Consider the following 25,732-nt stretch of genomic DNA (forward strand, 5'->3'; position numbering starts at 1 on the left):
GCGTTGGTCAAAATGGTTGTTTTTACAGTAGCGCTAACATCAGGATGCTCGACGAGCTGCTGTCCAAGATCCCCGAGGGCGCCGCCCCGACCATGCACTCGGACCGGGGCCGGCAGTACCAGCACGCCTCGTACACATCCAGGCTCGAGGCCGCCGGCATCGTCCAGAGCATGTCCAGGAAGGCGAACTGCATCGACAACGCCGCCACCGAGCAGCTCTTCGGCCACGTCAAGGACGAGTTCTACCGGGGCCGCGAGTGGGAGACGTTCGAGGATTTCAAACGCGACCTGGAGGAATACATAGTCCACTGGAACACGAGCCGGAGGCAGGTAAGATTGAAGGGCCTGACCCCGGAGGAGTTCCGGAATCAGGCCCTCGCGGCCTAGTCGCTATTTAGGGCGTCCAAGATTTGGGACGCAGTTCATAATTTGGGACGGGGCTTTTTTAGCTACCCAATGTCATTTTTTGCTATGAGTCAAGAATGCTCTGGATGGTAGCTAAAAAAGGCCCCGTCCCAAATTGGCTACTCTTTGATGCTGGCGATGAGGGCGTCGGCTTTGGTGGCAATGACTTGGTTTATGTCGGCCTGCAGCTCCTCGTAGACCGCTATGGCGCGCTCGCCGGCAGGCGTGAGCGTGGATCCGCGGGCGCCGTCGCGCTCGATGAGCTTACAGCCTAGCTGGCCTTCCGCTTCGTTTACAATACGCCACGCTTTGGAATACGCCATGCCCATGCTTTTGGCGGCGCGGTTGAGTGAGTGCTCCCGGGCAATACCCTGCAGCAGCAAGACGCAGCCATGGCCGAACACGCCCGGCAAATCCTTGTCGCACGCTTGAATGACCAGCTTTGCCGTCGTCTTGTACTTCATACGCTCCACGTCTCCCCGCTAAAGTGTTTGCTGGGCAAACGCAAAGCCTGCGTCAAACCCTCGTGTGCTCTTTCTAAACCATGCATTGTAGCAGTCAAAGTGCGTTAAGATACTTCCCCAGTATTGGGCGCCCAAGGTTGGGCTGGGTCCTACGAGGCCTGCAGCCGACCGGTCGCATGGAAAAAGGAGAAACATGGCTACGTTCTTTCCCGGTGAGTCCCACACGTTTTCGGAGTATCTGCTGGTCCCTGGCTACTCGTCCTCGCAGTGCATCCCCAACAACGTCTCTCTTAAGACGCCGCTAACCCGCTTCAAGCGCGGTGAGAAGCCGGCAATCACCCTGAACATCCCCATGGTTTCCGCCATCATGCAGTCCGTCTCGGGCGTCGACATGGGTGTCGCGCTCGCTACCGAGGGTGGCCTGTCCTTCATTTACGGTTCCCAGACCCCCGAGTCCGAGGCCGCTATGGTCAAGGCCGTCAAGGATCACAAGGCTGGCTTCGTTCAGTCCGATTCCACGCTGACCCCCGACATGTCCATGGAGCAGGTCATCGAGCTTAAGGAGAAGACCGGTCACTCCACCATGCCGGTCACCGACGACGGCACCCCCAAGGGCAAGCTCCTGGGTATCGTCACCAGCCGTGACTATCGTCCCAGCCGCGATGACCATCAGAAGAAGGTCTCCGAGTTCATGACCCCGCGTGAGCAGCTCATCGTGGGCGACAAGAACATCAGCCTCAAGGTTGCCAACGACGTCATTTGGGACAACAAGCTCAACGCCCTGCCTATTGTCGACGATAACGATCACCTTATGGGCATCGTCTTCCGCAAGGACTACGACAGCCACAAGACCAACCCCAACGAGCTGCTCGATAACGACAAGCGCTACATGGTCGGCGCCGGTATCAACACCCGCGACTATGCCGAGCGCGTGCCGCTGCTCATCGAGGCTGGCGCCGATGTCCTGTGCATCGACTCCTCCGAGGGCTTCAGTGAGTGGCAGAAGCGCACCATCGAGTGGATCCGCGCCAACTACGGCGAGGACGTCAAGGTCGGTGCCGGTAACGTCGTCGACGCCGAGGGCTTCCGCTTCTTGGCCGACTGCGGTGCCGACTTCATCAAGGTCGGTATCGGCGGCGGTTCCATCTGCATCACTCGCGAGACCAAGGGTATCGGTCGTGGCCAGGCCACCGCGCTGATCGACGTCTGCCGCGCCCGTGACGAGTACTACGAGGAGACCGGCGTCTACGTGCCCGTGTGCTCCGACGGCGGTATCGTATACGACTACCACATGACGCTCGCCCTTGCTATGGGTGCCGACTTTATGATGCTGGGTCGCTACTTCGCCCGCTTCGATGAGAGCCCGACCGAGCGCGTCAACGTCAACGGCCAGTACATGAAGGAGTACTGGGGCGAGGGTTCTGCACGTGCTCGCAACTGGCAGCGCTACGACCTGGGCGGCGCGGCGAAGCTCAGCTTCGTCGAGGGTGTCGACTCCTACGTTCCCTATGCCGGTTCCCTCAAGGACGGCGTGGGCGGCACGCTCTACAAGGTCAAGTCCACGATGTGCAACTGCGGCGCCCTCTCGATCCCCGAGCTCCAGGAAAAGGCACGCCTGACCCTGGTCAGCTCCACCTCCATCGTCGAAGGCGGCGCCCACGACGTTGTCGTAAAGGACTCCCAGCAGTCCGTATCTTATCGATAAGCGGCTTTCCCAAGCACCGCACCTTGCCGTTCAAACCGTCGCTCGCGTACCAAAGTACGCGTCGCTCCTCTTTCACGGCAATCTGCGGCACTTGGAAAACCCGTTCGTTCTAGAACGGGTTGCACATAAAGGTTGAGTATCAACCACGTTATTTAGATAAAGCGAGATGCCTACAAGTCGCAGGCATCTCGCTTGTTGTATTTGCTATCATCAGTCGAGTTAACGATGTGGCGGGGCGTTCTTATCTTTGCTCGCTGCAAGTTCCGCACGAGCCGAAGAGCACTTAATGTGCTCTTCGTGCGAGCAGGACTGTCCGCAGCAGCGAGTAAAGGTAAGAACGCCCCGCCCCAACCCAGCTAACAAAGGAGCTGATATGTGCGATTGCACAGATCATAAGGACGAGATCCCTGCCTATGACGCACAGGCCATTGAGTCCAAGTGGATGAAGGCCTGGGAGGACTCCAACCTCTTTGCCGTCGACACCGACGCCAGCAAGCCCAAGAAGTACGTGCTCGAGATGTTCCCGTATCCGTCGGGCGACCTGCACATGGGCCACGCGCGCAACTATACCATCGGCGATGCCATGGCCCGTCAGGCCCGCATGCGCGGCTACGATGTGCTGCACCCCATCGGCTTTGACGCCTTTGGCCTGCCTGCCGAGAACGCCGCCATCAAGCACAACACGCAGGCTGCCGCCTGGACGTATAAGAACATGGACCAGGCTCTCGCCACGATGAAGCGCATGGGCTTCTCCTACGATCTGGATCGCATGGTCAAGACCTGCAGCCCCGATTATTACCGTTGGGGTCAGTGGATCTTTGAGAAGTTGTGGGAAAAGGGCCTGGTTTACCGCAAGAAGAACCCGGTCAACTGGTGCCCCACCTGCAAGACCGTTCTGGCCAACGAGCAGGTCACCGAGGGCAAGTGCTGGCGCTGCGGCACCGAGCCCGAGAAGCGCGACCTGGAGCAGTGGTACTTCAAGATTACCGAGTACTCTCAGGAGCTGCTCGATGACCTGGAGAAGCTCCCCGGCTGGCCCGAGCGCGTCAAGCAGATGCAGGCCAACTGGATCGGTCGCTCCGAGGGCGCCGAGGTCGACTTTACCCTGTGCGACCGGGATGGCGAGCCCATCGAGGGCGACGAGGGCAAGATCACCGTCTTCACCACGCGTGCCGATACGCTCTTTGGCGTTTCCTTCTTTGTCCTGGCTCCCGAGTACGCCGGCCTGCACGAGCTCGTCGAGGGCACGGAGTACGAGGAGGCCGTCACCAAGATCGTCGAGGACTCCAAGCATATCTCTGCCGTCGAGCGTGCCCAGGGCACCCTCGAGAAGCACGGTGCCTTCACGGGCCGCTATGTGGTAAACCCCGTCAACGGCGAGAAGGTCCCCGTGTGGGTTGCCGATTATGTCGTTGCCGACTACGGTACCGGTGCCGTCATGGCCGTTCCCTGTGGCGACCAGCGCGACTTTGAGTTTGCCCGTAAGTACGACCTGCCGATCGTGCCGATCATCCTGGACGATGACGATCGCGCTGCCGTCGAGGCCAGCGGCGAGACCATCGATACCTTCCATGCCGAGACCGTCGACTGGGATTGCGCCCACGCTGCCGAGGGCACGCTCGTTCAGTCCGGCAAGTACACCGGTATGCGCGGCGGCAAGCACTCCGAGGGCGAGGCTGCCATCGTGGCCGACCTCGAGGCCATGGGCTGCGGCCGCCGTAAGGTCGAGTTCCGTCTGCGCGACTGGCTCATCAGCCGCCAGCGCTATTGGGGCAACCCCATCCCGGCCATCCACTGCGAGCACTGCGGCATCGTGCCCGTGCCCGAGGATCAGCTGCCGGTGACGCTGCCCGAGAACCTGGACCTGGGCGCCGGCGAAACCCTCGCCGAGTGCAAGGAGTTCTACGAGACCACCTGCCCGGTCTGCGGTCGCCCGGCCAAGCGCGAGACCGATACCATGGACACCTTTACCTGCTCCAGCTGGTACTACCTGCGCTATACCGACCCGCACAACACCGAGCTGCCCTTCTCCAAGGAAGCCGCCGACCGTTGGATGCCCGTCGATAACTACATCGGCGGCATCGAGCACGCCATTCTGCACCTGCTCTACAGCCGTTTCTTTACCAAGGCCCTGCGCGACCTTGGTCTGCTGAGCGTGGACGAGCCCTTCACCAACCTGCTGTGCCAGGGCATGGTCAAGGACGAGAACGGCGACACCATGTCCAAGTCCAAGGGCAACGTCGTGCCCCCGAGCTCGGTCATCGAGCCCTACGGCGCCGACACCATGCGTCTGGCGATCCTGTTTATCGCCCCGCCCGAGAAAGACTTCGACTGGGATCCCAAGGCCGTTGAGGGTGCCAATCGCTTCATCAAGCGCGCCTGGCGTATCGTGTGGCAGCTTGTCCAGTCCGGCGACGCCAACGTGGCCTTTGACAAGTCCGCGCTCGACGAGGTTGCGATGAAGCTCTATCGCGAGCGTCACCGTACCATCGCCAAGTGCACCGAGGACTTCGATCGCGGCCAGTTCAACACCGCCATCTCGGCCGTCATGGAGCTCGTCAACGCGGCGAGCGCCTACCTCAACGCCACCGAGGGCACCGCCCGCGACAAGGCGCTGTGCTACGGCGTGGCTAAGGATATCGTGAGCGTCCTTGCCCCCATCTGCCCGTTCTGGGCCGACGAGCTGTGGCACGAGGCCCTCGGCTGCGAGGGCAACGCCTACACCGCCGCCTGGCCCGAGTTCGACCTGGCCGAGTCCGTTGAGGATACGGTGCAGATCGTGGTCCAGGTGCTCGGCAAGGTCCGCGGCCGCGTCGACGTTGCCCGCGATGCCCCCAATGAGGATATGCAGGCTGCCGCCGAGGCCGCCGTCGCCAAGTGGCTCGAGGGCAAGACGGTCGTCAAGGCCATCTGCGTGCCCGGCAAGCTGGTCAACCTGGTGGTCAAGTAAGCACTGCGCGCTTAGCTGACGCATTAAAGACGAGGGACGATCCGGCTGGGTCGCCCCTCGTCTTGCGTGTGCCCGACCAAGTGCTTGCGGTCAATTGTCCTATTCTTGTGGAGAACCTGTGCGCACGCTGACCTGCAGATTCGTACTGTGCTTGCACGTTTCCGCAGCTATTGGTATAGTTTGCTTGCAAATGAAGTTGTAATTGAAAGAAGTGGGGTTTCGGCCCCGCTTCTTTTTTGTATGGATGGAGGTGCCGCAATGGTCAAGACCAAGACCGAGCAGGCGATCATCGACGCGCTCGAGGCCGTCGCTCCCCAGCACGATGTCGACATCGTCGACGTTGAGCTCGTGGGCGCCACCAAGGCCCCCTGCGTGCGCGTGCGTATCGAGGGTGCCGAGGGTCAGAGCCTGTCGCTCAACGACGTCACGGCCAACACCAAGTGGGTCGGGGACGTGATCGAGGAGCTCGACCCCATTTCTTCGAGCTACACGCTCGAGGTGTCGAGCCCGGGCATGGCGCGCCCGCTGCGCCGTCCGCGCGACTTTGTCCGCTTTGTGGGCGAGGACTGCGAGCTCACCTCCACCGCCACCGAGGGCCGTCGCAAGTACACCGGCAAGATTGCCGCCGCCACCGAGACGAACGTGACCCTCGAGCTCGAGGACGGCGAGTCCGTTACCCTCGATTTCTCTGATGTTAAAAAGTGCAAGTTGAAGCCCACCTACGACTTCAAGCCCGCGAAGGAAGGAAAGTAAGATGGCAGCATCCGACATGATGTCCGCCCTGATGGAGCTTTGCCAGGAGAAGCACATCGACCAGCTCTACCTGATCGACCGCCTGGAGCAGTCGCTCGCCAAGAGCTACGCCGAAATCCTGCATCTTGAGTGGGGCGCCAAGGTGACCATCGACCGTACCACCGGCAAGATCTATGTCTACCGCCTGGAGCCGATCGACGATTCCATGGACGAGGAGGGCAACTTCACCGAGTTCGAGGAGATCGACGTCACCCCCAAGAACACGAGCCGCATCGCCGCCCAGCACGCCAAGGCCGAGATCAACGCCATCGTGCGCAACTCCGCCCGCGAGCAGATCTACGAGGAGTTCTCCGGCCGCATCGGCGACCTCATTAGCGGTACCGTGCTGCAGTCCACGCCCGACTTCACGATCGTCAAGATCCGCGAGGGCGTCGAGGCCGAGCTTCCGCACTTCGACCAGCGCCGTTACGAGAACGAGCGCAACGAGCGTCCGATGGGCGAGCGCTATCTGCACAATCAGCACATCAAGGCCGTGATCATCGACGTTCGCGACCCCAACTCCAACCTGCAGCCGGTTCGTGGCGAGCACAGCCGTCCGCCGATTGTCATCTCCCGTACCCACCCCGAGCTCATGCGTCGTCTGTTTGAGCAGGAGGTGCCCGAGATCTATGAGGGCACCGTCCAGATCAAGTCGATCGCCCGCGAGCCCGGCCAGCGCTCCAAGGTCGCCGTCCACTCGCTCGACGATCGCCTGGATCCCGTTGGCGCCTGCGTCGGCCCCAAGGGCAGCCGTGTTCGCGCCGTCGTGGGCGAACTCCGTGGCGAGCGCGTCGACGTCATCCTGTGGGATGCCGATCCGGCCGTCTATGTCGCCAACGCCCTGTCGCCTGCTAAGGTCACCCGCGTCCTTATCGACGAGGAGAAGGCCTACGCCGGCGTTATCGTGCCCGACGACCAGCTGTCCCTCGCCATCGGCAAGGAGGGCCAGAACGCCCGCCTCGCCGCGCGCCTGACTGGCTGGCACATCGACATTAAGTCCGAGACGCTTGCCGCCGACATCCTCAAGAACGTTCCCGTTCACGAGGAGCCCGCCGCCGACCTGATCGGTGACGAGGAGGACGAGGACGTCCGCCGCTGCGAGTACGTGTCCGAGGACGGCATCCAGTGCCGCAACCAGGCCCGTCCCGGCTCCCGTTTCTGCGGTGTCCACGACACCGACGCCTTCGATGATGCGGAGGACCTGATCTAGCGCGCGGTCGCGCCGGGCAGGTCCCGGCGCATCTCCCACGCTCGTTCAGTCTCTAGGCACCCAAGGTGCCAGAAAGGGTAGGTGAAGTCATATGGCAAAAGTCCGTGTGTCCACCCTGGCCAAAGAGTTCGGCATGACCTCCAAGGAACTGATGGGTCATCTCGCCGATATGAAGATTCCCGCTAAGTCCGCTTCCTCCACCTTGGAGGACGCTTATGTCGCCATGGTCCGCAAGCAGCTCGCCTCGGTGATCGAGGCCCGCGCTCAGGAAGTCGAGGCCGCCAAGCAGGCCGAGGAGCAGGCCGCTGCCGCCGAGGAGGCAGCACGTGCTGCCGAGGCAGAGCGCGAGCGCATCGCCGCCGAGAAGGCACGCGAGGAGGAGCGCCGCCAGTTCGCCGCCGCCCAGGCTGCCGAGGAGGCCGCCCGCGCCGAGGCCGAGGCCAAGAAGAAGGCCGAGCAGGAGCGCCTTGCCCGCGAGAAGGAGGAGGCTGCCCGCGAGGCCCAGCGCCGCGCCGTTCCCGCTTCCGACTCCGGTTCGCGCTTCCGTTCGCTGCTTGACCAGATTGCCGCACAGGAGACCGTGCTCAAGGAGAAGAAGGACGCCGAGCAGAAGGCCAAGGCCGAGCGCGCTGCCGAGCGCGGCAACCGTCGTGGCGGCAACAACGACCGTCGCGGTGGCCGTCGTAACGATCGCAACGCCTCCGATAACTACTCCGAGCGCAATGCCTCCGAGAACCGCCCGCACAGCCATCGCACCAATGCCAGCAACAACGTCGCTGCCGGTATGGACTTCCCCAACCCCGACAAGCAGGGCAAGGGCAAGAAGCGCAAGGGCGGTCACAACAACGAAGAGGACCACTACAGCCGCATGGCTCGCGAGGCCGAGGAGTACAGCCGCGAGAAGGTGCTCGAGGAGGCTCGTGCCGCCGTCGAGGAGGCCTCTCGCGAGTCCACTGGTCGTCGCAAAAAGCGTAAGGAGAAGCGCGAGCGCGAGGCCGCAAAGGCTCAGGAAGAGCGCAAGATTGAGGAGGCGCTGGCCCAGGGCGTGAACCCCGAGGACCTCGACGCCATCAAGGTCTCCCAGGGCGTTACCGTCCAGGAGCTCGCCGAGGCGCTCGATGTTCCGGCCAACGACATCATCAAGCGCCTGTTCCTGCTGGGTACGCCGCTTACCATGACGCAGTCCATGTCCGACGACCTTGTCGAGCTCGTTGCCGACGACTTGGGCCGTCAGATCAAGATCATCACCCCCGAGGAGGAGAACACCTTCTCGTTCTACGACGATCCCGCCGACCTTAAGCCGCGCGCCCCGGTCGTCACCGTCATGGGCCACGTCGACCACGGCAAGACGAGTCTCCTCGACGCCATCCGTCACACCGGCGTCGCTGCCGGCGAGGCGGGCGGCATTACGCAGGCCATCGGCGCTTCGCAGGTCATGATCAACGACCGCAAGATCACCTTCATCGACACCCCCGGCCACGCCACCTTTACGGCCATGCGTGCCCGCGGCGCCAAGGTGACCGACATCGTCATTCTGATCGTGGCTGCCGACGACGGCGTCATGCCCCAGACCATCGAGTCGATCAACCACGCCAAGGCCGCCGGCGTTCCCATCGTCGTCGCCGTCAACAAGATCGATAAGCCGGGTGCCAACCCCGACCGCGTGCGCCAGGAGCTCACCGAGTACGGCATCATCCCCGAGGAGTGGGGCGGACAGAACATGTTCGTCAACATCTCGGCCAAGCAGAAGATCGGTATCGACGACCTGCTCGAGACCGTCCTGCTCCAGGCCGACGTGCTCGAGCTCAAGGCCAACCCCGATACGTTCGCTTCGGGCAACGTCCTCGAGGCTAAGCTCGACAAGGGCCGCGGCTCGGTTGCCACGGTGCTCGTGACCCGCGGTACCCTGCACGTGGGCGATACGCTGGTCGCCGGCCTTACCTACGGCCGCGTCCGCGCCATGCTCGACCCCAAGGGCAACGCCGTCACCGAAGCCGGTCCCTCCGACGCCGTCGAGATTCTGGGCCTGCAGTCCGTCCCCAACGCCGGCGATGAGTTCCGCGTGTTCGAGGACGAGCGCGAGGCTCGCGCCCTGGCCGACGAGCGTTCGCTCAAGGCCCGCATCGAGGAGCAGAGCCGCGTGAAGCATGTGACGCTCGAGAACCTCTTCGAGACCATCGCCGACGCCGAGGTCAAGGAGCTCAACCTGATCATCAAGGCCGACGTCCAGGGTTCTATCGAGGCCCTTCAGGACTCCCTCGACAAGATGGACCAGTCCGAGGTGCGCATCAACACGATCCACTCCGCCGTTGGCGCCATCAACGAGACCGACGTCGTTCTGGCCGACGCCTCCAACGCCATCATCATCGGCTTTGGCGTCCGTCCCGACGGCAAGGCCCGCTCCGCCGCCGAGCGCGAGGGCGTCGAGATCCGTTGCTACGACGTCATCTACAAGTGCCTCGAGGACCTCGACGCAGCCCGTATCGGCATGCTCAAGCCCACCGAGGTCGAGGTTTCCACGGGTACCGCGATCGTTCTGGACACCTTCAAGGTGCCCAAGGTCGGTATCGCCGCCGGTGTCCGCGTCGAAGAGGGCGAGATCGCCGCGACCGATTCCGTGCGCCTGGTGCGCGACGGCATCGTGGTCTTCAACGGCAAGATCGCCTCGATGCGCCACTACAAGGACGAGGCCAAGAGCCTCAAGAGCGGCTCCGAGGGCGGTATTGGCCTGGAGAACTTCCAGGACATCAAGCCTGGCGACACCATTGAGGGCTACCGCATCGACCAGGTTGCCCGTACCGAGTAGGGGGTAGCGCTATGAAGCAAACGCAGGCAACCCGCCGTTTGGGCGAGCAGCTTCGCGAGAAGCTCGGTTATATCCTGCTCTTTGAGGTTTCCGATCCGCGTCTCGACCTGGTCACCCTGACCGCGGTCGAGGTCGCGGTGGACCGTTCGTTCGCGCGTGTGTATGTGTCGTGCGACGCGAGCCGCTACGACGAGGTCATGGAGGCACTCGCCAGCGCCAAGGGCCGCATCCGTAGCCTGTTGGCCCGCTCGCTCGATTGGCGCGTCACGCCCGAGCTCGATTTTCGCATCGATCGCTCGACCGATGAGGCCGAGCGCATCACGCGTGCGCTGGAAAACGTTCCCGCCACGCTTGCGATCGAAAAGGACGAGGACGGCTACCCCATAGCGGATGCCGCCCAGGAGGCAGCTTTAGATGAGTAATTCCGCCGACCTCGCATCGTGCGAGTCTGCAGATATTCAGCGACGCATCCTTGAGCTCATCGAGGGTGCGTCCTCCATTGCGATTTCGGGACATACGTCTCCCGATGGCGACGCCCTGGGCTCCGTGCTGGGCCTGGGCCTCTCGCTTAGGAAGTTCTTTCCCAACAAGGACATTGCCCTGCTGCTGGCAGACGATGACCCGGTTCCGCGCATCTACCGCTTTATGGAGGGTGCCGACCGTCTGGTGCCGGCGTCTGCGTATACCGGCAATCCGGACCTGTTCATCTCGGTGGACGTGCCGGTCGTCGAGCGTCTGAACAACTCAGCCGAGGTGCTCCGCCGCTCGTCGCATGTGGTGTGCTTCGATCACCATCCGGCGCGCGAGGAATTTGCCGAGCTGAGCCTGAGGTGCGTCGATGCCGCGGCCTGTGCCATGATCATCGACCGCTTTTTGGACAATTGTGGCATTGTGGCTCGCGATGGTGTCGCGACCTGCTTGCTGTGCGGCCTGGTGACCGATACCGGTCGTTTCCAGTACCAGAACGCCGATGCTGCCGCTTTCCACGCCGCTTCGCGCCTGGTCGCACATGGTGCCGATCCGGCTCGTGTCGCGCTTGAGGTCTATCAGAGCATGCGCGTCGAGTTTTTGCACCTCAAGTCCATTGTCATGGGCCGTATTAAGACGGTTGCGCACGGGCGCGTGGCGTATAGCTATGCCTACCAGAGCGACCTTGAGGCCTGCGGTGTCACCTCGGATGAGTGCGACGGCCTTGTTGACGTGGTGCGCTCGGTGATGGGCGTGGAGGTCTGCCTGTTCCTGAAGGGCATCGAGGGCGATACCAAGGTGCGCGGCAACCTGCGCTCCAAGGGCGACCTCAACGTGTCCGAGATTGCTGCTGCCTTTGGCGGAGGCGGACATTCCGCTGCCGCCGGTTTCTCCAACAACGGAACGATTCTCGAGACGCTCACCGTGGCACTTCCCATGCTGGCCGAGCTGGTAGGGGAGGATCCCGCTTCGGTGAACGTCGAGCTTTAACTTTTTGGATGGTACATGGCTCGTCGTACGCCTTCACAACTGAATATGCTGCTCGCCGTCGATAAGCCGGTGGGATGCACGTCCCACGATGTGGTCTCGCAATGCCGACGCGCCCTCCATGAGCGGCGCGTCGGCCATGCCGGCACGCTCGACCCCATGGCATCGGGTGTCATGGTGGTGGGCGTGGGCCAGGCCACCCGTCTGCTGGGTATGCTCACGCTCGATACCAAAAGCTACGTCGCCGACATCTCGTTTGGTGCCGAGACCAATACCGATGATGCGGAGGGCGAGGCGGTCCGCACGGTGGCTGTTGCCAACGAGCTCCGCGATCCTGCCTATGCCCGTGAGCACTTGGCCGCCATGCTGGGTCCGCAGATGCAGGTGCCGCCGGCGTTTTCGGCTATCTCGGTCAATGGCGTTCGCGCCTACAAGTCTGCTCGAGAGGGCAATGCGGTGGACCTACCTCCGCGCCCCGTCGAGGTTTATGCCGCCGACCTGATCGCCGTGGGCGGCGAGGGTGATACGTGTGTGTGGACCGTGGCGTTCTCGGTGAGCAAGGGCACCTACATTCGTGCGCTCGCTCGCGACCTGGGCCGCGCCTGCGAGAGCGCCGCGCACATTTCCGCGCTGCGCCGCACGGCCTCCGGTGTTGTTTCCATTGGCGCCTGCCATGCGGTGGAGGAGCTTTCTCCCGAGTCCGCCGTTGGCTTTGCCCTGGATCCCATTGCGGCCCTGGGCGCCACTCGTGTTGACTTGCCGGGCAATCTTGCCGACGACCTTCTCTGCGGCCGACGCATTCCCGTTGAGCGTGCGCTTGCCGATTTCGATGCCTCGAAGGCGCCGTTTGCGTTGGTGCTCGATGGGGGACTCAAGGCGCTCGCCCGCATCGAGGGTGGCCGCTTTGTCATGGAGCACGTGTTTCCGCAGGCAATCGGCGGTGTTCGATGATGTTGTCCGCTCGCGAGCTCGCGAGTATCTTTTTCGCGGGCGAGTCGGACGAGGCTCGCATCGTTGCTGCCGATACGCTTGATGAGTGCGAGCACTTGGGTGCCGCATCGATTGCCATCGGCGTGTTCGACGGCGTTCACCGTGGACACCAGGAGCTCATTGCGGCGCTTGTTGGCGATGCCCGTGCCCATGGCTGCAAGGCGGTCGTGGTTACCTTCGATCCCGACCCGGACGTTGTGGTGAGCCCTTCGCCCGCTCAAAAATTGATGACGACGGCCGACCGTCTGCATGCCTTGGCTCAGACCGGGGTCGATGCGGTGGTGGCCGTTCCCTTTACGCCTGAGGTTGCGGCGCTTGACCATGTTGACTTTCTCTCGCTGGTGTCGCGTCTGGTCGACATTCGATCTATTCGCGTTGGCAACGACTTTAGGCTAGGTCGTGGCGGTGCTTCTGGTGTTGCCGAGATGCGCGCCTGGGGTGCCGAGCGCGGCGTTGACGTATACGGGCACGACTTGCTTTGCGAGGGCGGTGAGGCCATTTGCGCCACCCGCATTCGTCACGAGCTAGGACAGGGCCATGTGGAGCTTGCTGCTGGGTTACTCGGTCGCCCGTATATGGTGCGTGGTGGTGTTATTCGCGGCCGTCACGAGGGTTCTGGCATGGGCTTTCCCACGGCAAACCTGCAGGTTCCCAGCGGCATTCAGGTGCCTGCTGATGGCGTGTATGAGGGCATGGTGCTCGTCGATGACACCGTGTGGCCCGCTGCCGTGAACGTCGGCCTGCCGCCGACGTATGCCGACGATGCCGCTTCGGCGCATCTCGAGGCTAATTTAATTGGTTATACGGGCGACCTGTACGGCGCTTCCGTTTCGCTGGCGTTTACGCGCTGGCTACGTCCCTCGCGTGTGTTCGATTCGCTGGATGAGTTGATTGCGACCGTCGAGGGTAATATCGAGGACATTCGTCACAACTTGGGTGAGCAGGGGGTGAGCATCCGTGATTAGCGATGAGGAAAAAGACCAGGTCCGCGCTGCGTCCGACCTAGTTGCCATCGTGCAGGAAACGGTTGAGCTCAAGCCCCGCGGCCATGAGTTTTGGGGCTGCTGCCCCTTTCATGGCGAAAAGACGCCGTCTTTCCACATTATCCCCGCCACGCAGGTGTGGCATTGCTTTGGCTGCGGTGAGGGTGGCGATGTCTTCACCTATATCATGAAGCGCGAGAACCTGAGCTTTCCCGAGTCAATCCGTTATTTGGCCGATCGCGCGGGTATTGAGCTGCACGACACCGGAGACCGCCGCGAGCGCGGTACTAAGCGTGCCCGAATCTACGATCTGTGCGCCGAGACCGCTCAGTTCTACCACACCATGCTCATGCGCGGTAAGGATAGCCGCCCGCGTGAGTACTTTGCCAGCCGCGGCATGGGCGGCGATGTCTGCCGCCGCTACTGTCTGGGCTTTGCACCGGGTCGCAACGCTCTGGTGTCGCACCTGTCCCAGGCGGGCTTTACCCCGCAGGAGATGATCGACGCCAACGTGGCCGTGAGCCGCGGGCGCGGGCAGCTCGCCGACCGTTTTTACGACCGCGTGATGTTTCCCATCTTTGATGAGCAGGGTCACAACATCGCCTTTGGCGGTCGCATCATGGGAGACGGCCAACCCAAGTACCTCAACACCGCCGAGACGAGCGTGTTTCATAAAAAGCGAAACCTCTACGGCTTTAATTGGGCCAAGGAGTTTATCGTCGCGCAGGATACCGCCATCGTGGTAGAGGGCTATACCGACTGCATCGCCTGTTGGGAGGCGGGGATTAAAAACGTCGTCGCTACGCTGGGCACCGCGCTCACGGAGCATCACGTCAAGACGCTCACCCGCTTTGCCAACCGCATCGTGTATATGTTTGACGGCGATGCCGCGGGCCAGAAGGCCGCCCGTCGCGCGATTCAGTTTATCGAGCAGGATTCGATGGACCTGCGCTGCGTGGTACTGCCCGACGGCAACGACCCCATGGAGTTCATCGCGGCGCACGGCGGAGAGGAGCTGCAGAAACGTATTGACGCCGCCGAGCCGCTTATGGACTTTGTCTACCGCTCGCTGCAGGAGTCGAGCGACATCACCACGCCGGGCGGTCGCGCCAAGGCGCTGGAAGATGCGCTGACGCTTATCTATCCGCTGCGCGATAGCTATATGATCGACACGTACTTTATCCAGATTGCCGATCTGCTGGGTTTGGATTTGGAGACGGTGCGCGCGAGTTCGGGTCGCGTGTTTCGCGATGTTGCCAAGCGCGAAGATGCGGAGCGCCGTCGCGAACAGAACTATGAACGCCAGCGGGCGCAAGCTGAGCGGTCCGGTAGCGCGGGCGGTCGGTCGTCTGGTTCGCAGGGGACATCTCGTGGTGCTTGGGCGTCGGGCGCGACGCCGGCAGTAGCGGCGTCGGTCGAGGAAGAGCCGTACGACTATGTCCCGCTCGATGCTTACGGTGCCGCGCCTGTGGAGGTCGTCGACGACCTGCCGCCGATCGACGCGCCTGATGGTATGGGTGCTGTACCTGTGACTGATGGTTCGGGTGCTCCGGCTGCGGCGGCGCCGATGGTTCTTACTGATCTTGAGCGTAAGTCCTTGGCAGGGGAGCGTGAGCTGCTGACCATGCTCACGAGCTACCCCGACCTGTTCCGCACGTATGCCGACCGCATCTGCTCTATCGAGTGGGTTGACCCACGTCACGAGTCCATCGCATGGGCCGTTCTGGCAACGCCGCCGGGAACCGATCCTTCAGCCTGCATGGATGCGGCGCGCTCGGTGTGTCCCGAGGCGGCAACGCTTGTGAGTGCCGGGCGCATCTCGGCGACGAGCAAGCACCCCACCGAGACGAACATCGTGTTTATGCTCGATACGCTCGAGCTCTACACCATCAAGCGCCGCATGCGTGCCGCACAGGCCAAGCTGCGCCAGGACCGTTCGCTCGACGATGAGGCCCGTCGCGCGCTGACCGTGCGGGCCGCGCAGGATTCGCAGCGTCAACGCGAACTGCAAAAGTCGATCGGCGGCGTGGCGGACCCGTTCCGTTTGATCGGTTTGGAGACCGCGGGCACCGAACAGGCCTAGATGTTGTGGTCAACCAGCGTATTCTCGCCTATATCCAGTCTGGATTTTGGGTATAGACGTTGCTGTGTGCTAAAGTATTGAGTCCTGTGGACTATGAAGGGAGAATCTGTGCCAAAAAAGACTGAGAGCACGGGTACTGGGCTGGAATCCTACGTTGCAAAGCTCATGGGCAACGGCTCAAACAGGACTTCGGTAACCGAGGACGAGATTCAGGTCGCCCTGAAGGATATCGATGTTTCTGACGAGCAGCTCACCGCGGTGTATTCCGCGCTGCGCAACAGCGGCATCCAGATTATCTCCGCGAGCGGTAACGACGACGCCCCCATGGACGTCGACGATGACGATAACGATACCGATACCGACGATTTCGATGACGACGACGAGCACGATTCCGGCTCGCTCGACGATCATGAGCTCAAGATGGCCCGTCAGGCCGACGCCGAGATGGGTTCTTCCAAGAGCAAGAAGAAGCGCACCGTGCGCACGTCCCGTTCACGCTCGCGCGTGCGTGGCATCGATGCCTCCACGGTGATGCTGACCGGCGATCCGGTTCGTATGTACCTCAAGGAGATCGGCAAGGTCGACCTGCTAACCGCCTCCGAAGAGGTCGATCTGGCCATGAAGATCGAGGCCGGTCTCGAGGCTACCGAGAAGCTCGAGGCTGCCGATGCCGGTGAGCTCGAGCTCACGCGTGCCGAGATGCGTCGTCTCACGCGCATTGAGAACGTGGGCCTCGAAGCCAAGCAGGCACTCATCAGCGCCAACCTGCGTCTGGTAGTCTCCATCGCCAAGCGCTACGTCGGCCGCGGTATGCTGTTCCTGGACCTGATCCAGGAGGGCAACCTCGGTCTGATCCGCGCCGTCGAGAAGTTCGACTACCAGAAGGGCTTCAAGTTCTCCACGTATGCCACGTGGTGGATCCGTCAGGCCATCACGCGCGCTATCGCCGACCAGGCCCGTACCATCCGTATTCCCGTGCACATGGTCGAGACCATCAACAAGCTTGTCCGCGTGCAGCGCCAGCTCCTTCAGGACCTGGGCCGCGACCCGACCCCCGAGGAGATCGGTGCCGAGATGGACATGAGCGCCGACCGTGTCCGCGAGATCCAGAAGATCTCGCAGGAGCCCGTGTCGCTCGAGACCCCCATCGGCGAGGAAGAGGATTCCCAGCTGGGCGACTTCATCGAGGACTCCCAGGCCATCGTTCCGCCCGATGCCGCCAGCTTCTCCATGCTTCAGGAGCAGCTCACCCAGGTGCTCGACTCGCTTGCCGATCGCGAGCGCAAGGTTATCGAGCTACGCTTTGGCCTTGTCGACGGGCATCCCCGCACGCTCGAGGAAGTCGGCCGCGAGTTTGGCGTCACGCGCGAGCGCATCCGCCAGATCGAGTCCAAGACCCTGGCCAAGCTCCGTCACCCGAGCCGTTCGAGTAAGCTCAAGGACTACATCGAGTCATAACCTCGCAAGCAAGAAGCGCCCTCAAGCACATCCGCTTGGGGGCGCTTTCATGTAGTCATTGCGGACGTTCTTGAATGACTAGTCGTTTAAGAACGTCCCCAATGACTAGGTCGGAAAAATTCTCAAAAAAGTTCTTGCCCTGAGCTGATTCGTCCGTATAATAAACTTCGTTGCTTGAGAGCACGCACCTATTCCTCGGTAGCTCAATGGTAGAGCACGCGGCTGTTAACCGCGCTGTTGTAGGTTCGAGTCCTACCCGGGGAGCCAGAATTTCTCGGCCCATTCCGCTGGGCTTTTTAATTCCTCGGTAGCTCAATGGTAGAGCACGCGGCTGTTAACCGCGCTGTTGTAGGTTCGAGTCCTACCCGGGGAGCCAGGTTGTAAAACCCGTCGCTTATGCGGCGGGTTTTTTCATGCCGCGACCACTTGACTCGAACGTTGCCATATCAACATTTCGTGTCGAGGATGTAATCCCACGACCCACCACCTCAACATGGCGCGGTCGTTGTAGAATATTGCAATGATTGCTCCCACGACATGGTGCCGTGAGCACCAGATAAGGAGATTCTTGTGTCTGAGACCATCAACGGCAGCCTGAGCGTCTCGAACGACGTTATTGCCGATATTGCCGGTTATGCCGCGATGACGTGCTATGGCGTCGTCGGTATGGCTGAGCAGCTCCAGGGCGCCGAGAGCGTGCGCCTGCTTGCCGGTCAGCGCCTCCGCAAGGGCGTGCTTGTCTCCGCCGACGAGAACGGCCTTACGGTCGATCTTCACGTCGTGCTCGAGAACGGCGTCAACATGAAGTCCGTCTGCCACAATCTTTCGAGCTCCGTTGCCTTCACCCTGCAGGAGATCGCCCAGATCGATCCCGCCAGCCTTAAGATCGGCATTCACATCGACGCGCTCAAGAGCCGTCTGAACTAGCATCCGAAAACGGAGATTCAAATACCCATGATTGCAAAGACCATTCGCACCTGTTTTCCGATCGCTGCGGCTGCTGTTTCCGACAAGGCCGAGGAGATCAACAAGCTCAATGTCTTCCCCGTACCCGACGGCGACACCGGTACCAACATGTCGCTCACGCTCGCCTCGGTGACCAAGGAGCTCTCCGCTCTTCCCGCCGACGCTGACATGGAGGCCATCTCCGGCGCCATCACCCACGGCTCCCTGATGGGCGCCCGCGGCAACTCCGGTGTCATCACCTCGCAGATCCTGCGCGGTGTGGCCGAGGGTCTTGTCTCTGCCGACGAGCCCATTACGTCCGCCAACATTGCCTATGCGTTCCGCCGAGCCGTCAAGGTCGCCTTCCAGGCCGTCCGTAAGCCCATCGAGGGCACGATCCTCACGGTGCTGCGCGATGTCTCGACCAAGGCCGACGAGTGCGAGAAGAAGAAGTTCTCGGCCGAGGACGCGCTCGACGCTATCGTCGTCGAGGCATATCAGTCTGTCGCTCGCACGCCCGACCTTCTGCCCGTTCTGAAGGAGAACGGCGTGGTCGACTCCGGCGCCTTTGGCTTTGCCATCTTCCTGGAGAACTTTGTTGCCGCCGCGCTTGGCCGCAGCACCGTTGTCGAGGATTTCTCCGCCACGTTTGATTCCGCCGGCTCTGCCCGTGATGCCGCTCTTGGCCGCGTTGAGATCGAGGCTAACGACGACTGGGAGGGCTCGGAATTCCGTTACTGCAATGAGTTCCTGTTTAAGGCCGACGCCCCGTTTGACGAGGACGAGTGCCTTAAGTTCCTGGGTTCCATGGGCGACTGTGAGCTGCTCGTGGGCGCATATCCCGACTACAAGATCCACGTGCACTCCAACACCCCGAACCTGGTGCTCGAGCACATGCTGCAGCTTGGCCAGATCTACGAGGTCTTTATCCACAACATGGAGATGGAGGCCCACGACCGTACCGCCAAGATCCACGAGGACCAGGAGAAGGCCGCCGAGCCCGCGAAGGCCCTGGGCTTTGTCGCCGTTGCCGCCGGTTCCGGCGAGGCAGACATCCTCAAGTCCCTCGGCGTTGACGTGATCGTGTCCGGTGGCCAGACCATGAATCCCTCGACTGCAGACCTGCTGGGCGCCGTCGACCAGGTCAACGCGACCTCGGTCATCATTCTGCCCAACAACGGCAACATCCGCATGGCCGCCGAGGCCGCTGCCTCTGCCTGCACCGACAAGAAGGTCGCCGTCGTTCCCACCAAGACCGTTCCGCAGGCCTTCTCCGCGCTGTTCGCGGTCCTGCCCGATTCCGAGCTCGAGGATGCCGTCGCCGCTATGGTCGACGCCATCAGTGAGGTTCGTGATGGCGAGGTCACCCGTGCCGTGCGCGATTCCAGTGCCTCCGACGGCTCGCCGATTCACTCCGGTGACGTCATGGGCATCATCGCCGGCTCCATCGATGTGGTCGGCTCCGACGTGAAGCAGGTCACGCTCGACTGCATCAACCGTATGCAGGAGGAAGAGGAGGGTGACGCGCTGACGATTCTGGCAGGCGAGGAACTGTCCGATGAGGCCTTCCAGGAGATTGTCGACGCCATTGAGGAGGCTCAGCCCGATCTGGAGATTGACGCCCATCGTGGCGAGCAGCCGCTCTATCCCGTTATCTTCTCGATCGAGTAGGCAACTGCCCATGTCCGAGCTGTGCTCCGTGCCGCGCGTCTCGGAGCGCTTTGCCCAGAGCAATGCGCTCGACGAGGATATCGCGCGACTCAAATATGTTTCGGGTAAACGTGAGGAGGCCCTTCGCCGTCTGGGTATTCGGACGGTGGGGGACCTCCTTCTCCATATCCCTCATCGATACCTCGACTTTACGCGCTCCTGGTCCATCGAGATGGCGCCCATTGGTACCGTGTGCACCATCATCGCCACGGTCGACCGTATCGTTCAAAAGAAGCCGCGTCCGCGCATGCAGGTGACCGAGGTCTCACTCGTTGATGAGACGGGCGTGCTGCAGGTCGCCTTTTTCCGTCAGCCTTGGATTGCCCAGCAGCTTAAGCAGGGCGACCGCCTGGCCGTGATGGGCAAGGTTGAGTTTGCCTACGGTTTTAAGCAGATGGCCTCGCCCCACTTTGAAAAGCTCGAGGACGGGCGCGCCGCCGGCACCATTTTGCCGGTTCACTACGTAAGTGACGGCGTGAGCCAGGCATGGATGCGCCGCATCGTAAGTGGCGCGCTCGAGGTCGTCGGCAATCCCTTCGACCCGATTCCCGCACGCTTGCGCGTTAAACGTCGCCTGATGAGCAATGCCCGTGCGCTTCGATCGATCCACTTTCCTTCGAGCATGGCTGAGCGCGATATCGCGCGCGCACGGCTTGCCTACGAGGAGTGCCTCTACCTGCAGCTGGCGCTGCGCCTGCGCAACGACGGCGGCCTGGTCGATGTGGTGCCCTATGCCCACGCCGCGGGCGAGCACCTGGCCGCGCTTAAGCAGGCCCTGCCGTTTTCGCTGAGCGACGAGCAGGAGGCCGCGTTCCAAGATATCCTGCGCGATATGTGCGATGGCGGGCGCGTGATGAACCGCCTGCTGCTGGGCGATGTCGGTACCGGCAAGACCGCTGTTGCCGCCTGCGCGCTGGCTGTGGCTGCCGATAGCGGCACGCAGGCCTGCGTTATGGCGCCCACGGGCGTGCTGGCGCGTCAATATGCCGATAAGACCGGCCCCTTGCTTTCGCAGGCTGGCATGACCTGGGCGCTCCTGACGGGCGCCACGCCGGCGGCCGAGCGCGAGCGGATCCATGCGCAGCTGGAATCGGGCGAGCTCGATGTCCTCTTTGGCACCCACGCGGTGCTTTCGGATAACGTTGCGTTCAAGCATCTGTCGCTCGTGGTCATCGATGAGCAGCACCGGTTTGGCGTCGGCCAACGCAACGCCCTGCGTGCGAAGGGCCCTGGTGCCGATCTGCTCGTTATGACGGCAACGCCCATCCCACGTACGCTGGCACTTTCGGTCTACGGCGATCTGGACACGAGCATCATCCGCCATCGGCCCGTCCCTGGCGCTGGCGTGACGACACGCGTGCTTACCGAGTCGAGCCGCGACCTTGCCTATGGCGCCATCCGCGAGGCGCATGAAAAGGGTCAGCAGGCCTACGTGATTTGCCCGCTCGTGGAGCCGAGCGACTCGGCCGATGAACTGGAGGACGTGCCCGGTATCGCCCGCGACGGCGAGGGCCGCGTGACGGTCCCCGTGCCGCTGCACGATACGGCGACCGAGCTCGATCGCCTGCGTCTGGCGTTGCCGGGTCTTGCCATCGAGCGCCTTCACGGCCGCATGCCAGCGGGGGAGAAGGACCAGGTTATCGATGCCTTCAAGCGCGGCGAGATTGACGTGCTCGTCTCGACTACGGTGGTCGAGGTGGGCGTCGACGTGCCCAACGCCACCGTCATGGTCATCGAGAACGGTGAGCGCTTTGGCTTGGCGGCCCTGCACCAGCTGCGCGGCCGCGTGGGCCGCAGCAGCGTGTCGGGCACCTGCCTGGTCATGACGCACTCCAAGGGCAACGGCGGCGCTTCGGCGGCGCAAGACCGTCTCCAGTCGCTCGAAAAGACCTCGGACGGCTTTACGCTCGCCCAGATGGACCTGCGTCTGCGCCACGAGGGCGAAATTCTGGGGTACCGCCAGCATGGCGGTGTGACCCTGCGCTTTGTCGACCTGGATGCCGACGAGGAGCTGATCGAGTGGGCCCATTTGGACGCGGTCGAGCTCTTGCGGTATGCTTGCACCCTTGACTCCGTGGCGACGCGCCCCCTGCGCGATGCGGTCGCCATGCGATATCGACACATTTTTAAGGAGGTCAGCGGAGGATGAGAATCATCGGCGGCGAATGGCGCGGTCGTAAGATCGAGGAGCCCCGTGGTCGCGATGTCACCCGCCCCACGACCGATCGCGTGCGCGAGGCATGCGCATCTATGGTCATGTCGGCATTTGACTTCGATCTGGACGAGGTCCGCGTGCTGGACGCCTTTGGCGGCTCCGGTGCCTTAGGGTTAGAGATGCTCTCACGTGGTGCCCGCTCACTCACGACGTTCGAGATCGATCGGAATGCCGCGCGGCTCATTACCAAGAATATCGAGTCGCTCTGCCGTGACCGTGCGCGTTGGCGCGTGGTAACGGGCGACATGCTGGCGAGCGCCTCGCGCGGTCGTGTGCCGGGCGGCCCCTTTGATCTGGTCCTGCTCGACCCGCCCTATGCTTTTGGTGCCGAGCCGGTCGAGGAACTGCTGCAGAACCTGGCTCAGCAGGGTCTGCTTGCACCTGGCGCTTATGCCCTGTTTGAGCATGCCGCCGCCGATGCGGGCGCGCATCCGGCAGGCTTTGAGATCGTGCGCGAGAAGCGCTACGGCATTACCTCGGTCGACCTGCTTCGTTGGGTCGGCAACGGCGAGGATGATGGTATCGATAGCGACGCACCCACGGAGGACGCCCATGAATGACACTATCAACCGCGTGATTGTCCCGGGCACCTTCGATCCCATCACATTTGGCCATATCGACGTCATCCGCCGTGCCCGCCGCATCTTTCCCAGCGTGATCGTCGCTGTTGCCGAGTCGCAGGGTAAAAACGGTGTGGGCACCACGTTTATGCTCGATGAGCGCGTGGCGCTGGCCCGTGAGGCGCTCGGTGATATCGACGGCGTCGAGGTCCTGCCCTTTACCGGCCTCTTGGTCGACTTCGCTCGCGAGCAGGGGGCGGGGGCCGTGGTCAAGGGCCTGCGCGCCATGACCGACTTTGAGTACGAGCTGCAGCAGGCCGACCTCAACTATCGCTTGGATAACGAGCTGGAGTCTATCTTTGTCATGAGTGCGCCGCAGTACGGCTATATCTCGAGCTCGGTCGTTCGCCAGATCGCCTCGCTCGGCAGCGATGTATCGACGTTTGTCCCGCCCAACGTGGTCGAAGCGCTCAGACATCGCTTTTCGTGACGTTTTTTATTGCCTGGTGGCATGTGGTAAACTAGCACGATGATATGTTACCTATGAAAGGAGACCGGATGCCGGGCGAGAATTTTCCTGGCGATAGGATCGTCAGCTTGGTCGATGAGCTCGAAGGGCTGATCGAGGAAGCCAAGCCGCCTTTCGGCAAGAACGCTCAGTTCAAGGTCATCGACGCCGACGTGTTCTTCAACATCCTCGACGAGATCCGCATGAGCTATCCCGAGGAGTGGCAGAAGTCCCGCCGTATCCTTAAGGAGCGCGAGGAGCTTATGGCTTCCGCCGCCGCTCAGGCCGATTCCATCATCGCCGACGCTCAGCAGCAGGCCCTCACCATTGCCGGTGAGCAGGAGATCGTCCGCTTAGCCCAGCAGCAGGCCGACGACATCCGCGATCGTGCCCAGCAGTACGAGCGCGAGACGCGTTATGCTGCCGAGGACTACGCAGAGCAGGTCTTTACGCACCTGGAGGAGAACCTCAAGAGCCTGACCGGCACCGTTACCCGTTGCCGTCAGCAGCTCAACGAGGGTGCCGCCCAGCAGAATGGTCAGTGGTAATGGCTGAGTTCCCGAGCGTTACCGTCGATCTTTCCGAGCAGCTCGAGTTTCCTGGTGATTCGTATCCGCTGACCGGTAAGGTCGACGTCGCCACCTACATGGTGGGCGAGAAGGAGTATCAGCTACAGGACGGCATCGACTACGACGTTGTCTTTACCAATGCCGGTACCGGTGTCTTGCTCACGGGCATGGTTCGCGCGCACGCCACCGGCGAGTGCGACCGTTGTCTGGAGCCCGCCTCGTTTGATATCGCCGGCGAGATCGAGGAGTTCTACCTCTTCGAGGAGCCCGAGGATCCCGAGGCCTACGAGGACGGCTACGAGCTCCTGGGTGAGGACCGCATCGTCGATTTGGGTGAGCCCATCAACGACGCGGTCGTCATGGACACGCCGCTTGTCGTTCTGTGCAAGCCCGATTGCCGCGGTCTGTGCCCCACTTGCGGTTGTAATCTCAACGTCGAGCAATGCGATTGCGCCGCCCAGGCAGAGGCAGAATGGGCCGCTGCCACGGAAAATCCATTTGCAGCATTGAAGAATCTCAAGCTCGATGAGTAAAACTGTGGTAGTATCGCTACTTGCGCGTAATCGCCACACTGGATAGTTCATAAGGAAGGTCACTATGCCCGTACCTAAACAAAAGCAGGGTCGTATCCGCACTCACACCCGTCGTTCCGCCAACATGAAGATTTCGGCTGCGGCTCAGTCCACGTGCCCCCGTTGCGGCGCTGTCAAGCTTCCGCACCACGTGTGCCCCAGCTGCGGTTTCTATAAGGACCGCGAGGTTATCGTTACCGAGTAACGCTATACTCTGGATGCGATGCCGTTCCAAATGGAACCACAATGGCCGGCTCAATGAGTCGGCCATTTTTGTATAAGGAGCATGTATATGAGTAACGTTCGCGTTTGTGTAGACGTTGTGGGCGGAGACGAGAAACCTCAGGTTGTTCTCGATGGTATCGAGGCTGCGCTTGCCGCCGATCCCGATATCGAGGTCTTGGCAGCTGGCCCAGCCGAAATCGTCAATCCCTTTGCTGCTTCCCACGCACGTGTTGAGGCCCTTGAGGCACCCGACGTTATCGCCATGGATGACGATCCCATTCGCGCCGTGATGACCAAACGCAAGTCTTCGATCGTGCTGTCGTGCCGCGCTATCAAGAAGGGCAATGCTGACGCGTTCTTCTCTGCCGGTTCGACCGGTGCCATGACCGCTGCCGCTACCGCCTATGTGACGCCGTTTAGGTATCAGGCCGAAGGCAAGAAGCAGCCGGTGCGCCCCTGTCTGACCAATGCACTGCCCAATCGCGCCGGCGGCCTGACGGTGCTGTGCGATATGGGCGCCAACCCCGATGTCGAGGTGGACGATATGGTGCGCTTTGCCCAGATGGGCGCCGCCTATGCCCGCGTCGTTTTGGGTATCGAGCATCCCCGCGTGGGCCTGCTTGCTAACGGCACCGAGGACGAGAAGGGCTCCAACTTTACCAAGTCCTGCTTCCCGGCCATGAAGGCTGCCGTTCCCGGCTTTGTGGGCAACTGCGAGGGTACCGACCTTACCTCGGGCCACTTCGATGTCGTCGTGGCCGACGGCATGTCGGGCAATATTGCGCTCAAGGCCACCGAGGGCGCTGCCAAGTTTTTGTTGCAGGAGCTCAAGGGCGTCTTTATGTCTTCGCTTGGCACCAAGATCGCCGCGCTGCTCATTAAAAAGCAGATGCGTGAGATAAAGGCCAAGCTCTCTGGCGACGCCAAGGGCGGTGCGATTCTTTTGGGCCTGCGCGGCGTGGTTCTGATCGGCCATGGCGCCACCTCGGTCGAAGCTGTTAAAAACGGTACGCTTGCGGCGGCCGAAGCCGTGCGCGCCGGGCTGGTCGAGAATGTCGCCAACTCTATGGACGGTATCGTTTTATAAGGGTTGATTTCCGATCTCAACCGAACACATTGAGCTGATGG

General features: G+C 62.1%; 22 protein-coding genes and 2 tRNA genes. 23 read left to right on the forward strand and 1 reads right to left on the reverse strand.

Annotation, left to right across the window (positions count from 1 at the left end; genetic code table 11):
* A partial coding sequence (locus DW899_RS09230) for an IS3 family transposase (protein WP_147349746.1) occupies positions 1-386 on the forward strand: 386 nt, incomplete at its 5' end.
* Between the two features lie 137 nt (positions 387-523).
* Here DW899_RS09230 and DW899_RS09235 read toward each other — a convergent pair.
* Positions 524-868 carry a winged helix-turn-helix domain-containing protein gene (locus tag DW899_RS09235; protein ID WP_117800779.1) on the reverse strand — a complete coding sequence of 115 codons (345 nt, stop codon included), beginning with the start codon at positions 866-868 and terminating at the stop codon, positions 524-526.
* Positions 869-1,061: 193 nt separating this feature from the next.
* On the opposite strand from DW899_RS09235, the gene DW899_RS09240 reads away from it, so the two are divergent.
* The 22 genes from DW899_RS09240 (at position 1,062) to plsX (ending at position 25,691) form a co-directional block, all read left to right on the forward strand.
* Positions 1,062-2,573 carry an IMP dehydrogenase gene (locus DW899_RS09240; protein WP_117800781.1) on the forward strand — a complete coding sequence of 504 codons (1,512 nt, stop codon included), beginning with the start codon at positions 1,062-1,064 and terminating at the stop codon, positions 2,571-2,573.
* Between the two features lie 373 nt (positions 2,574-2,946).
* Entirely contained in the window at positions 2,947-5,523 is a 2,577-nt protein-coding gene (leuS, locus tag DW899_RS09245) for a leucine--tRNA ligase (protein ID WP_117800783.1), read from the forward strand.
* 258 nt (positions 5,524-5,781) lie between these two features.
* Positions 5,782-6,276 carry a ribosome maturation factor RimP gene (gene rimP / locus DW899_RS09250; protein WP_117635115.1) on the forward strand — a complete coding sequence of 165 codons (495 nt, stop codon included), beginning with the start codon at positions 5,782-5,784 and terminating at the stop codon, positions 6,274-6,276.
* Between the two features lies 1 nt (position 6,277).
* Positions 6,278-7,525, forward strand: coding sequence for a transcription termination factor NusA (gene nusA / locus DW899_RS09255; RefSeq protein WP_006234042.1), 1,248 nt, complete (start codon positions 6,278-6,280; stop codon positions 7,523-7,525).
* Between the two features lie 91 nt (positions 7,526-7,616).
* Positions 7,617-10,331: a translation initiation factor IF-2 gene (infB, locus tag DW899_RS09260; protein ID WP_117800785.1), complete on the forward strand. Its 2,715-nt coding sequence runs from the start codon at positions 7,617-7,619 to the stop codon at positions 10,329-10,331.
* Between the two features lie 11 nt (positions 10,332-10,342).
* The gene (rbfA, locus tag DW899_RS09265; protein ID WP_117647311.1) at positions 10,343-10,753 is read left to right on the forward strand and encodes a 30S ribosome-binding factor RbfA; all 411 of its coding nucleotides are present in this window, start codon (positions 10,343-10,345) and stop codon (positions 10,751-10,753) included.
* The gene (locus DW899_RS09270) at positions 10,746-11,789 is read left to right on the forward strand and encodes a bifunctional oligoribonuclease/PAP phosphatase NrnA (RefSeq protein ID WP_117800787.1); all 1,044 of its coding nucleotides are present in this window, start codon (positions 10,746-10,748) and stop codon (positions 11,787-11,789) included. Before rbfA ends, DW899_RS09270 begins: the two co-directional genes overlap by 8 nt.
* Before the next feature lie 15 nt (positions 11,790-11,804).
* Positions 11,805-12,737 carry a tRNA pseudouridine(55) synthase TruB gene (truB, locus tag DW899_RS09275; protein ID WP_117800789.1) on the forward strand — a complete coding sequence of 311 codons (933 nt, stop codon included), beginning with the start codon at positions 11,805-11,807 and terminating at the stop codon, positions 12,735-12,737.
* Positions 12,734-13,741, forward strand: a complete 1,008-nt coding sequence (ribF, locus tag DW899_RS09280; RefSeq protein WP_117800791.1) for a riboflavin biosynthesis protein RibF — start codon at positions 12,734-12,736, stop codon at positions 13,739-13,741. The genes truB and ribF overlap by 4 nt, the downstream gene beginning before the upstream one ends.
* Positions 13,734-15,842, forward strand: a complete 2,109-nt coding sequence (dnaG, locus tag DW899_RS09285; RefSeq protein ID WP_117800793.1) for a DNA primase — start codon at positions 13,734-13,736, stop codon at positions 15,840-15,842. The genes ribF and dnaG overlap by 8 nt, the downstream gene beginning before the upstream one ends.
* Positions 15,843-15,950: 108 nt before the next feature.
* Positions 15,951-17,300, forward strand: a complete 1,350-nt coding sequence (rpoD, locus tag DW899_RS09290; RefSeq protein ID WP_055286388.1) for an RNA polymerase sigma factor RpoD — start codon at positions 15,951-15,953, stop codon at positions 17,298-17,300.
* 192 nt (positions 17,301-17,492) lie between these two features.
* Positions 17,493-17,567 (forward strand) — tRNA-Asn (locus tag DW899_RS09295).
* Positions 17,568-17,601: 34 nt separating this feature from the next.
* Positions 17,602-17,676: transfer RNA gene (locus tag DW899_RS09300), tRNA-Asn, on the forward strand.
* A gap of 194 nt (positions 17,677-17,870) precedes the next feature.
* Positions 17,871-18,227 (forward strand): Asp23/Gls24 family envelope stress response protein, encoded by a 357-nt coding sequence (locus DW899_RS09305; RefSeq protein ID WP_022093773.1) that lies wholly within the window; start codon positions 17,871-17,873, stop codon positions 18,225-18,227.
* Positions 18,228-18,254: 27 nt separating this feature from the next.
* Positions 18,255-19,916, forward strand: a complete 1,662-nt coding sequence (locus tag DW899_RS09310) for a DAK2 domain-containing protein (RefSeq protein ID WP_117800795.1) — start codon at positions 18,255-18,257, stop codon at positions 19,914-19,916.
* Between the two features lie 10 nt (positions 19,917-19,926).
* On the forward strand, positions 19,927-22,104 hold the full coding sequence (recG, locus tag DW899_RS09315) for an ATP-dependent DNA helicase RecG (RefSeq protein WP_117800797.1): 2,178 nt from the start codon (positions 19,927-19,929) through the stop codon (positions 22,102-22,104).
* A complete protein-coding gene (rsmD, locus tag DW899_RS09320; RefSeq protein WP_117800799.1) occupies positions 22,101-22,730 on the forward strand; it encodes a 16S rRNA (guanine(966)-N(2))-methyltransferase RsmD in 630 nt (209 codons plus the stop codon). Before recG ends, rsmD begins: the two co-directional genes overlap by 4 nt.
* Entirely contained in the window at positions 22,723-23,220 is a 498-nt protein-coding gene (gene coaD / locus DW899_RS09325) for a pantetheine-phosphate adenylyltransferase (RefSeq protein ID WP_117564151.1), read from the forward strand. The genes rsmD and coaD overlap by 8 nt, the downstream gene beginning before the upstream one ends.
* A 68-nt stretch (positions 23,221-23,288) precedes the next feature.
* Positions 23,289-23,786 carry an ATPase gene (locus DW899_RS09330; protein ID WP_040358176.1) on the forward strand — a complete coding sequence of 166 codons (498 nt, stop codon included), beginning with the start codon at positions 23,289-23,291 and terminating at the stop codon, positions 23,784-23,786.
* Complete coding sequence (locus tag DW899_RS09335; RefSeq protein ID WP_117800801.1) at positions 23,786-24,340, forward strand: DUF177 domain-containing protein; 555 nt, start codon at positions 23,786-23,788, stop codon at positions 24,338-24,340. Before DW899_RS09330 ends, DW899_RS09335 begins: the two co-directional genes overlap by 1 nt.
* 64 nt (positions 24,341-24,404) lie before the next feature.
* Positions 24,405-24,584 carry a 50S ribosomal protein L32 gene (rpmF, locus tag DW899_RS09340; protein ID WP_022094017.1) on the forward strand — a complete coding sequence of 60 codons (180 nt, stop codon included), beginning with the start codon at positions 24,405-24,407 and terminating at the stop codon, positions 24,582-24,584.
* 87 nt (positions 24,585-24,671) lie between these two features.
* Positions 24,672-25,691, forward strand: coding sequence for a phosphate acyltransferase PlsX (gene plsX, locus DW899_RS09345; RefSeq protein ID WP_117800803.1), 1,020 nt, complete (start codon positions 24,672-24,674; stop codon positions 25,689-25,691).
* Positions 25,692-25,732 lie beyond the last annotated feature (41 nt).

Source organism: Collinsella sp. AM41-2BH (assembly GCF_003468085.1).
Lineage (GTDB): Bacteria > Actinomycetota > Coriobacteriia > Coriobacteriales > Coriobacteriaceae > Collinsella.